The organism is Pseudomonas sp. rhizo66 (genome assembly GCF_031931925.1).
Taxonomy (GTDB): Bacteria; Pseudomonadota; Gammaproteobacteria; order Pseudomonadales; family Pseudomonadaceae; genus Aquipseudomonas.
Window position 1 is genome coordinate 299,683 of sequence record NZ_JAUJWZ010000002.1, and the last position, 12,236, is coordinate 311,918.

Consider the following 12,236-nt stretch of genomic DNA (forward strand, 5'->3'; position numbering starts at 1 on the left):
GGATTGGAGAGTTATCAACATGACCGTACAAGCAGGCGAACTTGATTCCACATTCGCCAATGACGGCAAACTCAATTGGGAGTTTCCTGAGTTTGTCAGCATTGCCCCGCAAGTGGTCCTTCCTCTGGCTGACGGTCGGCTGCTGGTCGTGGCAAATGAGTCAGGTGTGTTCCCTGGCTTCGTAGTCGCGCGGCTTACTGAAAAGGGGCAGCTTGATGTTGGCACCGGGTTTGGCGAGAACCAGCAAGGTTTTGCGCGGATTTTGACCGGGGAAAAGCTTTTATCAGGAAAGTTGGGCGCAAGCTTGCTGAGTAATGATGGCTTGCTGATTACGGTCGATTACATGATGGGGCCACCGAGTTATGAAAGTGGTTTCGTTGCCATCCAGTTGCTGCCGGACGGTCGGCTCAACGATAAGTTTGGTGAAGGCGGTGTGGTCACGTTCCCGTACGGTTCAATGCCCGTCACGCTAAGCGCAGCGGCAAGGAATGTGCGCGCGCGCCAGAATGTCGCTCGGAATGTGAAGCCCGCTGTTCAGAGCAGCGCCAATTCTGGAGCGTCCGGTATCGAGTTGCCAGACGGCAAAATAGCGTTGGTCTTCTTTGGCTTTGATCATGTGGCACAGCAAACCAAAGGCTTGGTCATGCGACTCAATCCTGATGGTTCTTTCGACGACACCTTCAACAAGATCGGTTCAGCCACTGTCGAATTGGCTGAGTTGAGCCCGGCAGGTGATAACGCCGCCCGTGGAGTGGCTGTGCAAGCGGACGGTGGCTTGGTGGTGTATGGCGACTTTCATGATGAAGGCACCTTCGGTACCTATGCTGTGCGCTTCACAAAAGATGGAATGCGCGACGACAAGTTCAAGACAGCCATTGTGTCCTCTGATCGGCTGCCGATTTTTCGCGATATCGCCGTGAGGAAAAAGGACGGAATGATTGCGTTGATAGGAGGCCAGGCCGGTGACGGCTTCCTTGAGGGTGAAGGGGTGATTGTCGTACTCAGTGCGGATGGCTCACCTCACCCTATGTTCAACAATGGCCAACCGTTATGTACCAAAGTTGTGCCTGAGATTGGCCAAAATTGGTCGAGCTGCGCCTTTGGCGACTTGGATGAAAGCAAGTTGATTGTCGCCGGCACCAGTGGTGGAGGGTTTGCTACTGATGAGATGCACGCCGTCTGTGCACGTTATCGCCTTACCGGCGAGCTCGATTCGACGTTCAACGGTAGTGGGTGGGTAACTTTTGATCAGGCTGAGAAACTGGAAAATAGTTTGGATCTGCACGTCACTGCGCAAAATAAAATCGTCATCTGCGGTGAGTCTTGGAAAGACCGGTTGAGTCTTGCTACAAGCGGATGGATAGCACGCTTTATTGCCTGATCAATAAACAACGCTCTAATTGCCCGCTCTCACGAGTAAGAATGATCTCGTGAGAGCGGGTTTTTTATGCCTGACTGAACTGTGAGGCCAACGGTGTGCTTGTCTTGCAAGGCCATTACTCAGGCTCGCAAAGACAGCCGAACTGTCATTTCTATCAGGTGTTTTGTGTACCGTCGCGATGCTCTACTCAAGTTCCAGTTCCGGCATTAAGGGACTTCACCGACTTGATGGAACAAGCTCATGACGCAGACGCACAGTATTTCGATCCCTGGGTCTCTCGATCCGACATTTGCTCAGGATGGCGTGCTGACCTTACCGATACCCGGCATCGCGGGCGACGAAGCGGCGGCGGTCCTGGCGCTCCCCGATTCAAAATTTCTCGTGGCGATACCCTTAACGGGAGCGAATGCCCCGGTTGCCATTGCGAGGCTGGATCACGACGGTTCTCTGGACGAGACCTTCGGTCCGGCGCGCAGAGGTTTCGTTGAAATAGCGTTGGAGGGTGCTCGGATCAGCTATGTCTCCGGTCTCGATGCGCTTGAGGATGATGGTTGGCTGATACACCTTCAGTATTTCTCGACTACCTCCGATGACGTCGGCCTCGCACTCGTCCGCCTGAAAAAAACCGGTGAACTGAACGAAACGTTTGGCACCAATGGCATGCTGTTTATTTCCCATTATGGCAACCCCGACCCCGCTAGCGTGCCGCGCAAGACCAGTCGCCCGACCGGCAGATCCTTTCAGACTGCGCACGCTTCATTACGGTCAACGGCTTCCCAGGTTGACGGCAAAATCGTCCTGCTCCATTTCGTGTTTTTTGATGATGCACCATTGCCAGTGGGAGTTGTGATACGTCTGCAAGCGGATGGCTCCCTCGATCGATCGTTCAACGGTTCGGGCTATGTGGTTGTGAATGTCGCCACATCGAATAACGTCTCCGGTATCGCCGTTCAAGCCGATGGCAAGGTGCTGGTCTGCGGTTCATACCTGGACGGATCGGGAGGCCGTGGATTTTTTCTGGCGCGTCTGGACACAAGTGGGGCACTGGACAGGCAATTCAACAACGGCCTGCCGTTGTTGATTCCCAACGATGAAGGCGAGAATTTTCCGCAATCGATTTCGGTACGTGAAGGCGATGGCAGGATTATTGTCGCGGGCCGAGCCTTTCGCAGTGGCCTCCAAGGTGGGTTGATCGCTGCATTCACGACCAGCGGCGCGTCCAACCTTGTGTTCAATGGGGGCAAGCCGCTGTTTTCGCCGTTAATAAAAGGGTTGGCGTGGACGCATACCTCGCAGGTGGGGGGTTCGATCGTTGTTGTTGGTCAGGGTGAAACAGCCATGGTGACGGCGCGTTTCCTTGCTGATGGAAAACCGGATACGGCTTTCAACGGTACGGGTCATGCGTTGTTTGAAGACAGCGCAGGGGCTGCCTATGCGCGAGGTGTCGCCGGTATGACGGACGGCCGGATCGTGGTTTGCATTGAACTCTCCGTCTACGCTGATCCTTCCAAAATCCCTGGCCGTATCGTGCGCTATCTGGCGGGCGTACCGTCTTTAAATAACGATCCGACTTTTGGCGACGGTGGCGTCCTCAGGTTTCCGTTCCCCGGATTTTCGGGATATGACGTCAGGGCGCTGCTGGCGCTGCCGCAAAACAAATTGCTGGTTGCCGTCCGCCTTTCAACGCCCGGTGCGCCGACGCGGATCGCTCGTCTGCTTGAAGACGGTGCTCTCGACTCAGCCTTCGGTGGAGAAAACTCAGGCTACGTCGAGATCAGGCTGAAAGAAAATTTTTACATGAGCCGGATTCTCGGGTTCACACCGCTGAGTGATGGCGGCTGGCTGGTTCGTGCTCAGTACACGGACGAAGGCGCAAATAATTCGACGGGCCTGGTGCTGGTCAGACAACGCGATGACGGACAACTGCAGACGTCCTTTGGGGAACAAGGTGTGCTTTATCTTCCCTACGAGAAGATGGGCGGCGGCGGATATACCGGGGTGGCGCACGCGTCTGCCAGCGGAGCTGCAGAGGCTGGCGCAGCAGGGGTGGTCGCGCAACAACTGAACGAAAAAATCGTCGTGGTCAGTAATGTCATGGATGCTGCCGGACGGACAAAAGGCATCGCTCTGAGGTTCGAGCCGAATGGCTCTCCCGATATGACCTTCAACGGCACTGGCTTTGCGTTTGTAGAGCTTGCAGGTATTTCGTCTTCGGACACTGTTGCGCTAGCGGCCGCGACCCAGCCTGACGGCGCCGTGGTGATCTGCGGCACTTACCTCGCGGTCAGTGCGCAGGGTGCCTTCGTTACTCGTTTCGACGTTACGGGCAAGGTTGACACAGGCTTTGGAAGCAACGGAGCGGTGGTCGTACCCCACGATCAATGGATCAGCCTGGACGTTGCGGCAATCGTCGACGACAAAATTGTTGTGGCCGGCGGTGCGGTGGTGCAGGGGGTCCCTCAGGGCTTGATTGCGGTGCTCAATTTCAGCGGCTCCTACAACCGGGTGTTCAATGGTGGTCAGCCACTGTTTTCTTTACCTGTGTCCCAAGGCGTCAGATGGTTGCATTGTGTGCCGCGTACGGACGGTTCAGTCATCGTTTGCGGCGGCAGTGGCCCCGGCACGTTTGATGAGAGTCTCAGCGCGGTTACCGCACGCTTTTTGGCGGACGGTTCTCCGGACCCCTCTTTCTTTGATACGGGATTTACCGTTTTCAATGAAAGCGATGGTTTCGAATACCCTCATGGTATGGCCGTGATGGACGATGGTCGAATCGTAGTGGGCGGAGTGTTTTTCACGGACTCGGGGTATGAGAAAGGCTGGGTGATCCGTTACCTGGACAAGTCGGCTTAGGCCGCAGATTGGCACATCGCGGGCAAGCGTCGCTCCACCTGGAGGTCGCTTGCCCGTTTTGCTTTCAGCCCTGGCTGAACTGCGATGCCAGTTCGCGCAGCAGCACTTCAGCCTCAAGCACTTTGCTGACCACGTCATTGGCTTTGTCGCGAGTCAAACCCACGCGCTCCAGCAACGCATCCGGAATGTCTTCATCCGGCCCGGAGCCAATCCCGCGGCTGCGCAACAGGCGCACGGCCAGGCAGACGAGGTTCGGGTATTCGGCATAGGCGCCGTCGTAGCTTGGGTCGTGCTGGAAGCGCAGGGCGGTGGCCAGTTCGTCGGGCATGTCCCAGTAGCGCATCAGCCACGAGCCGATCTGTTCACGGCTGATACCGAGCAGGTGTTGCTCGATGTAGCTGTGGCACAGGTGCGGGTTGACCTCCAGGTGACGGCAGATCAGCGAGAAGTGCGGCGGGAACACGTGGGCCAGCAACAGGTAACCGAAGTTGTGCAGCAGACCGGCCAGATACGTCAGGCCAGCTTCCGGACGCTGGGCGCGCGGCATGGCGCGGGTCAGGCCTTCGATGACGGCGGCGGTGTAGATCGACTGCTGCCAGTACGGCGTGGTGTGTTGCGGGTGGTCTTTGGGCAGGCTCAGGGTCTTGCCGAGGGCCAGGCCCAGCGCCAGGTTGATCACCAGATCGAAACCCAGCACGCGAACGATTGCGTCTTCCACCGAACGAATCTTGCCCGGCGAGGCGTAGTACGGCGACGCCGCCCAGCTCACCACTTGCGCGGCCAGCGCCGGGTCGGTTTCAACCACGCCGGTGATGTCATCGATGGTGGCGTTGGGGTCGACGCGCAGCTTGATGATTTTTTGCGCGGTTTCGGCCAGCGGTGGAATCTCGATGGTCGCTTCCAGACGCTGCTGAATGCGCCGCGCGGTGAACGCCTGCACGGCCTGGGTGATTTCCTCGCGGTCATCGTCCGGGCGGTCGAGGTTCGGGCGGATGCTGCTCAGGGCTTCGCCAAAGTTGGCGGCGCTGGCCTTGGTCAGCATGCTCTTGAAGGCTTCGCTGGTGATTTCCAGCAGCAGGCCCGGCTCGCCGGAGTTGATCAGCAGCTTCGGTTCGCGCAGCAGGCTTTCTTCGTAAAGGCACGGCGAACTGGTCAGCGCCGGCAGGCCTGGCAGCAGGCTCAGGCTGTGTTTGCCGAGCATCTTTTCCAGGCGCTCGGTGGATACGGCGGTCAGGCGACGGCCCGTCAGTTCGGCGAGGCGATTGAGATCCAGCAACTGGCTCTGCGGAAACAGCACCATCAGCGCGCCGACGGCGTCGTCCAGCAACACGGCTTGAACCTTGCGCGAGGCATTGAGGCCGTGGTGGTCGAGCACTTCTTCGTAGGCGATACCCAGCTTGCCGAGCAGCAGCCGAATTACAGACGGCGCGTGCGGGAGTTCGGGGGCGAGAGCTGCGTCAGTCATGGTCTGTATCCGTTTTTGAAACAATGGCAGGAGTATAACCAGCTCTGTAGGAACGATCCTGCACAAACTGCGACGGTGCTCACACTTGGCCGTATTGCTGCCCATGGCGCAGCCAGCGGTCGAGCAATGGGCTGACATGAGTCGGCCAGCGTTCCAGCAGTGCTTGCGCGGCATCGCGTACGGCGGGCAATAAGTCGGCGTCGCGCATCAGGTCGGCGACCTTGAATTGCAGCAGGCCGGTCTGGCGGGTGCCGAGCATTTCCCCGGGGCCACGCAGCTCGAGGTCTTTTTCGGCAATGACGAAACCGTCGTTGGTCTCGCGCATGATGCCCAGGCGCTGGCGACCGATCTGCGACAGCGGCGGATGGTAGAGCAGCACGCAATGGCTGACCGCGCTGCCCCGGCCAACCCGGCCGCGCAATTGGTGCAGTTGCGCGAGGCCAAGACGCTCGGGGTTTTCGATGATCATCAGGCTGGCGTTGGGCACGTCGACGCCGACTTCGATCACTGTGGTGGCGACCAGTAGTTGCAGGTTGCCGGCCTTGAATTCGGCCATGACGGCGGCTTTTTCGGCAGGCTTCATGCGCCCGTGGATCAGCCCGACTTTCAGTTCGCCGAGGGCGAGGGTGAGGTCTTCAAACGTGGTTTCGGCGGCCTGACAGGTCAGCTCTTCCGACTCTTCAATCAGCGTGCACACCCAATAGGCCTGACGGCCTTCGGCGCAGGCACTGCGCACCCGTTCGATGACTTCGACGCGGCGGGTGTCGGTGACCAGCACGGTATTGACCGGGGTTCGACCCGGCGGCAGTTCATCGAGGATCGAGGTGTCGAGGTCGGCGTAGGCGCTCATCGCCAGTGTGCGTGGAATCGGCGTGGCGGTCATGATCAGTTGATGCGGGCACATGCGCCCGCCGACGCCTTTCTGCCGCAACGCCAGACGCTGCTGCACGCCGAAGCGGTGCTGCTCGTCGATGATCACCAGCGCGAGGTTCTTGAACTGCACTTCGTCCTGAAACAGCGCGTGGGTGCCGACCACCATTGGTGTGCCGCTGGCGATCTGCTCCAGCGCGGCGACACGGTTTTTGCCTTTGAGCTTGCCGGCCAGCCACGCGACATCAATGCCCAACGGTTCGAGCCAGCGCTTGAAGGTGATGAAGTGCTGTTCGGCGAGGATCTCGGTCGGCGCCATCAGCGCGACCTGATAACCGGCCTCCAGTGCTTGCAGCGCAGCGAGGGCGGCGACCACGGTTTTACCGGCGCCCACGTCGCCCTGAATCAGCCGCAGCATCGGTTCGTGCTGGCTGAGGTCGTAGGCGATTTCGTTGCCGACGCGCTGTTGCGCGCCGGTCGGATTGAAGCCGAGGTTGGCCAGGTATTTCGGCGGCAACTTGGTTGCTTTCGGCATCGCTGGCGCGCGTAGCGAACGCATGCTTTCGCGCAGACGCTGTTGCGACAGTTGATGGGTCAGCAGTTCTTCGAAGGCCAGACGATGCTGGGCCCAGTGATGACCGAGCGCGAGTTCGTCGACGTCGGCGTCAGCGGGCGGGTTGTGCAGGTAGCGGATCGCATCGGCCAACGGCGCCAGTTGATAGTCGCGCGCCAGTTCGGTCGGCAGCCAGTCGGGCAGGGTGTCTGGCTTGAGCATGGTCAGTGTCTGCATGCACAACTGACGCAGACGCGCCTGGGTCAGGCCTTCGGTGAGCGGGTAGACCGGGGTCAGGGTTTCATCCACTGGCGGCGGTTCGTCACCGGTGATGGCGCGGTATTCCGGGTGGTAGATCTCCAGGCCTGACGCGCCGGGCCGGGCTTCGCCGTAGCAGCGAACCCGCGTGCCGCGCTTGAGGCCTTCTTTCTGGGCGTTGCTGAAATGGTAGAAGCGCAGACTCAGACCGCCGGTGCCGTCCTGCAAGCGCACGACGAGGCTGCGGCGGCGGCCCATGACCACATCGGCACCGCTGACGGTGCCTTCGACCACGGCGTCCTGTCCCGGCCGAAGTGCGCCGATCGGCACCACGCGGGTGCGATCCTGATAACGCAGCGGCAGGTGAAACAGCACGTCTTGCAGATTCTCCAGGCCGACCTTGGCCAATTTCTCGGCCATGGCTTCGCCGACACCCTTGAGTGCCGTCACCGACACTTGCGACAGCTCCGTCATGACGCTCGCTTAACCGGCGGTGACCGGTGCTGCAGGTTTGGCAACCGAGCACAGGCGAATGGAATCGGCGAGGATCTCGATGGCTTTCGGCCGCGGGAAACTCGCGCGCCAGGCGATCGCCACGGTGCGGAACGGCACCGGCGGCGACAGTGGCCGCACTTCGATCACGCCCGGGGCGTAGTGATGGCTGTCGACGGCCGACAGCGGCAGGATCGAGATGCCCAGACCGGACGCGACCATGTGGCGGATGGTTTCCAGTGAGCTGGATTCGACCGTGGTGTGCTTGGCGCCGTCGTTGCCTTTGGTCAGGGTCGGGCAGGCTTCGAGAACTTGATCGCGGAAGCAGTGGCCTTCGCCTAGCAGCAGCAGGCTCTTGTCGTTGAGCAGGCCGGCGTCGATGGTTTCTTTTTGCGTCCACGGGTGCTGCGCCGGCATCAAGACGTAGAAGGGCTCGTCGTAGAGCGGCAGGGTCAGCACATCGGCTTCGTTGAACGGCAGGGCGATGATGATCGCGTCGAGCTCGCCGTTGCGCAGTTTGTCGCGCAGCACGTGGGTGAAGTTTTCTTCGATGTACAACGGCATCTGCGGGGCGACCCGGTGCAGTTGCGGAATCAGGTGCGGGAACAGGTACGGGCCGACGGTGTAGATCGCGCCGACTTTCAGCGGCGCGGTCAGCTGGTTCTTGCCGGCCTGGGCCAGTTCGCGGATGCCTTGCGCCTGCTCCAGGACTTTCTGCGCCTGGGCGACGATGCCTTCGCCGACCGGGGTCAGGCGCACGGCGCTTTTGCTGCGCTCGAAAATCAGCACACCGAGTTCGTCTTCAAGTTTCTTCACGCCCACCGACAGGGTCGGCTGGCTGACGTGGCAACGTTCGGCGGCGTGGCCGAAATGCTGCTCTTGGGCGAGGGTAACGATGTAGCGTAATTCTGTGAGGGTCATAGCAAGCGTCCATGAAGATGCGGGCCAAGCATACCGGCTGCAATCGATAGACGCACGTTATCAGACTGAGTGTGGAATGTGACACCGGGCAATGTGAGTTTGCCGTTGCCAGATATGCAAAAGGCACCTTTCGGTGCCTTTTTGGCTTGGCTCTCTCGGCTGGCGGAGAACCTTGTGGGAGCTGGCAAGCCAGCTCCCACAGGTATTGCGGTGTTGCTTAGCGGCGGCGCTCGAGTGAGTACACAAACGGCGCAACAATTTCGATCGAGCCGTTGTTGAGCATATCGGCCGGTGGCTTGGGCAGCGGCTGTGCGCGGCGGATCATTTCCAGGGTGGCCCGGTCCAGATCGGCGTTGCCGGAGCGGCCCACCAGTTCGAACGACAATACGTTACCTTCGGCATCCACAACAAAGCGCAGGCGGTTCAAGCCTTCCTTGCCGCGTGCCTGTGCACTTTGCGGGTACTTTTTGTACTTGGCCAAATGCGCGAGCAGGGTGCCTTGCCAACTGGCCTTGGCTGCCAACTGTGCCGGCGACGGGCCGGGCGCCGGTGCAGCGGATTTCTCCGTCGGCGCTGGAGTCGGTGGCGTGTCGGCCGGTTTCTCCTCGGAAGGTTTTTCCTTCGGCGGATCAGGCAGCTTCTTCTCGACCGGCTTCGGCGGTTTAGGCTTTGGCTTCGGTTTGGGTTTCTGCACCGCGATCTCAGCTTTCGGTGCTTCGGCCAGCTTCGGAATCGGCAATTCTTCAACCGGAGCCGGTGGTTGCGGCGGTGTGACGACTTTCGGCGGAGCAGGCGGTGGCGGGGCCGGAACCGGGGCCAGCTCGACCATCATTGCCTGCGGTGGCAATTCGATGGGCGGGCGGGCAGTCCAGTTCAGCGCCAGCGCGATGGCCAGCGCATGCACGCCCAGCACCACGGCCAGGCTACCGCTGTAACGCGTCAGCTTATGGCGCGTCGTGATCATTTCTTGGCTGCCGTCTCAAGTCCGACCAGACCGACCTTCAGGTAACCGGCGGAGCGCAGTTTGTCCATCACGCTCATCAGATCACCGTAGTCCACGCCTTTATCAGCCTGGAAGAAGATGGTGGTGTCTTTCTTGCCCTGGGTCTTGGCGTCGAGCACGGCGCCAAGGGTTTCGGCTTTTACTTCGTCGTCGCCGATGTACAGGCGCTGGTCAGCCTTGACGCTGAGGAACACCGGTTTCTCTGGCCGCGGTGCCGGTTTGGCGGTCGAGGCCGGCAGGTCGACTTTGATGTCCACGGTGGCCAATGGAGCGGCCACCATGAAGATGATCAACAGCACCAGCATCACGTCGATGAACGGCGTGACGTTGATTTCGTGGTTCTCGGCCAGATCGTCGTCTGCGCCTTCTTTTAAATGCAGGCCCATGGCCGATTACCCCACTTTCACCATGTGCGGTTGCGAGCTGCGCTCAGGCTGGTGATCGAGGTCGCGGCTGACCAGCAGCAGAACTTCTGCCGAGGCATCGGAAACCTGCGCCTTGTAACCGGCGATGGAGCGGGCGAAGACGTTGTAGATCACCACGGCTGGAATCGCTGCAACCAGACCCAGTGCGGTGGCCAGCAGTGCTTCGGCGATACCGGGGGCCACAACGGCAAGGTTGGTGGTCTGGGTTTTGGCGATGCCGATGAAGGAGTTCATGATGCCCCACACGGTGCCGAACAGGCCCACGAACGGCGCGGTGGAACCGATGGTGGCGAGGACGCCGGTGCCGCTGCTCATGTTGCGACCGCAGGCTGCTACGAGGCGCTCGAGACGGAAGCTGACGCGCTCCTTGATGCCTTCTTTCTCGCGGCTGTTGACCGACAGGCGCATCTCTTCGAGCGCGTCGTGCACCAGCAGGTTGGCGAGGATGCCTTCCTTCGCCGCCGTGGTGCTGGCTTCTTTAAGGGTGGTGGCTTTTTTCAGAGCAGCGATTTCGCCACGCAGGCGACGCTTGGCGCCCATCAGCTCGAAGCCTTTGGCAATCCAGATGGTCCAGGTGATGATGGACGCGATGGCCAGACCGATCATCACGATTTTCACAATGATGTCGGCGTTCTGGTACATGCCCCACGGCGACAGGTCGTGGGCCATGCCCAGGGAGTTGTCGGCTTCGAGGACTTCAGGGACGTCGGCAGCATCGACAGCCTGTACCGGATCGGTAGCGGCCGGGGCAGCCGGAGTGGCGGCCGGTGCGCTTTGCTCGGTGGCGGCTGGAGTGGCGGGTGCTTGAGCGTCGGCGAAAGCGGCGGTCGGTGCCAGCATCAGGCTGAGCAGCAGAGCCGCCACTGCGCTCCAGGCGCGAGGTCGATTGGTTGGCGAAGCGGGGATTTGATTGCGTGTCATGCTGGCCGGACCTGAGATAGAAAAACGTTGATGCTCTTCCAGGCCTCGTAAGGCCGAGAACAAAAGTGGCGTGCATTATTGCAAGTAATTCTTGTTAACAAAAGTAATAGAGTATCTTTTTTTCCTTCATTGCTAGCCGTCCGTCCTTTGCCAGCGCTAGTCTGTGTCTTTCCGATAGGAGTTTTTTGATGTCCGCGCCTTCTGTTTTGATTGCCGGTTGTGGTGATGTCGGCAGTCGTCTGGCCAAGCAATTGCTGGCGGCTGGCTGGGAAGTTCATGGCTTGCGCCGGGATGTTTCGAAGCTGCCTGAGGGGGTGATCGGCGTTGCCGGCGACCTGTTCAATGAGGACTGCCCGGCGACCTGGCCAGTGGGTGTCGTGGACTATCTGGTGTATTGCGCGGCAGCCACCGATCACGATGAAGCCGGTTATCGCGCCGCTTATGTGCAGGGTTTGCAGAATGTCCTGAGCTGGCTGGAGGATTATGGCCAGGTGCCTGAGCGGCTGCTCTTTGTGTCCAGCAGCAGTGTGTATGGGCAGCAGGATGGTGCGTGGGTGGATGAGAAATCAGAGACCGTCGCTGCCGGTTATTCCGGGCGCTTGATGCTGGAGGCGGAGCAGGTGGCGCTCAACAGCGGCATCCCGGCGAGCGTCCTGCGCCTGACCGGGATTTACGGCCCGGGCCGCGAATGGCTGCTGACCCAAGTGCGTCGCGGCTATCGCGTGGCGGTTGATCCGCCGCTGTATGGCAACCGGATTCACGCTGATGACGCGGCGGGATTGCTGGCGTTTCTGCTGGAAAAGTCGCGACAGGGCGTGCAATTGGAGCAGATTTACATCGGTGTCGACGATGCACCGGCGCCGTTGGCAGAAGTGGTGGCCTGGTTGCGTGAGTACCTGGGCGTAACCGAATGGGCGGAAGACGCCAGCGTTCGGCGCACCGGCAGCAAGCGTTGCAGCAATGCCCGGGCTAGAGCGTTGGGCTGGACGCCAATGTACCCAAGCTATCGCGAGGGCTATGCCGCGATCCTCGAAGGTAAATGCTGACTTTTTAACAACACAAAAACAACTGTGGGAGCGAGCAGGCTCGCTCCC

Annotated in this window: 9 protein-coding genes; 3 read left to right on the forward strand and 6 right to left on the reverse strand. The window is 60.1% G+C overall.

Annotation, left to right across the window (positions count from 1 at the left end; all coding sequences use genetic code 11):
* Positions 1–19 precede the first annotated feature (19 nt).
* Both QZR14_RS03375 and QZR14_RS03380 read left to right on the forward strand, forming a co-directional pair.
* Complete coding sequence (locus tag QZR14_RS03375) at positions 20–1,381, forward strand: hypothetical protein (RefSeq protein WP_311995890.1); 1,362 nt, start codon at positions 20–22, stop codon at positions 1,379–1,381.
* Positions 1,382–1,621: 240 nt separating this feature from the next.
* Positions 1,622–4,234: a hypothetical protein gene (locus tag QZR14_RS03380; protein ID WP_311995891.1), complete on the forward strand. Its 2,613-nt coding sequence runs from the start codon at positions 1,622–1,624 to the stop codon at positions 4,232–4,234.
* A gap of 64 nt (positions 4,235–4,298) precedes the next feature.
* On the opposite strand, the gene QZR14_RS03385 is transcribed toward QZR14_RS03380, so the two are convergent.
* The 6 genes from QZR14_RS03385 to exbB form a co-directional block, all read right to left on the reverse strand.
* Positions 4,299–5,699 (reverse strand): aminoacyl-tRNA deacylase and HDOD domain-containing protein, encoded by a 1,401-nt coding sequence (locus tag QZR14_RS03385; RefSeq protein WP_250605666.1) that lies wholly within the window; start codon positions 5,697–5,699, stop codon positions 4,299–4,301.
* A 79-nt stretch (positions 5,700–5,778) separates the two neighbouring features.
* Positions 5,779–7,854, reverse strand: a complete 2,076-nt coding sequence (recG, locus tag QZR14_RS03390; RefSeq protein WP_250605667.1) for an ATP-dependent DNA helicase RecG — start codon at positions 7,852–7,854, stop codon at positions 5,779–5,781.
* 9 nt (positions 7,855–7,863) lie between these two features.
* On the reverse strand, positions 7,864–8,793 hold the full coding sequence (locus QZR14_RS03395; RefSeq protein ID WP_007920331.1) for a hydrogen peroxide-inducible genes activator: 930 nt from the start codon (positions 8,791–8,793) through the stop codon (positions 7,864–7,866).
* A gap of 217 nt (positions 8,794–9,010) precedes the next feature.
* Positions 9,011–9,757: an energy transducer TonB family protein gene (locus QZR14_RS03400; RefSeq protein WP_007920332.1), complete on the reverse strand. Its 747-nt coding sequence runs from the start codon at positions 9,755–9,757 to the stop codon at positions 9,011–9,013.
* On the reverse strand, positions 9,754–10,182 hold the full coding sequence (gene exbD / locus QZR14_RS03405; protein WP_007920333.1) for a TonB system transport protein ExbD: 429 nt from the start codon (positions 10,180–10,182) through the stop codon (positions 9,754–9,756). The genes QZR14_RS03400 and exbD overlap by 4 nt, the downstream gene beginning before the upstream one ends.
* 6 nt (positions 10,183–10,188) lie before the next feature.
* Positions 10,189–11,142 carry a tonB-system energizer ExbB gene (gene exbB, locus QZR14_RS03410; protein ID WP_311995892.1) on the reverse strand — a complete coding sequence of 318 codons (954 nt, stop codon included), beginning with the start codon at positions 11,140–11,142 and terminating at the stop codon, positions 10,189–10,191.
* Between the two features lie 188 nt (positions 11,143–11,330).
* Here exbB and QZR14_RS03415 point away from each other — a divergent pair, with 188 nt between their 5' ends.
* Positions 11,331–12,188: an SDR family oxidoreductase gene (locus tag QZR14_RS03415; protein ID WP_311995893.1), complete on the forward strand. Its 858-nt coding sequence runs from the start codon at positions 11,331–11,333 to the stop codon at positions 12,186–12,188.
* Positions 12,189–12,236: the final 48 nt, after the last annotated feature.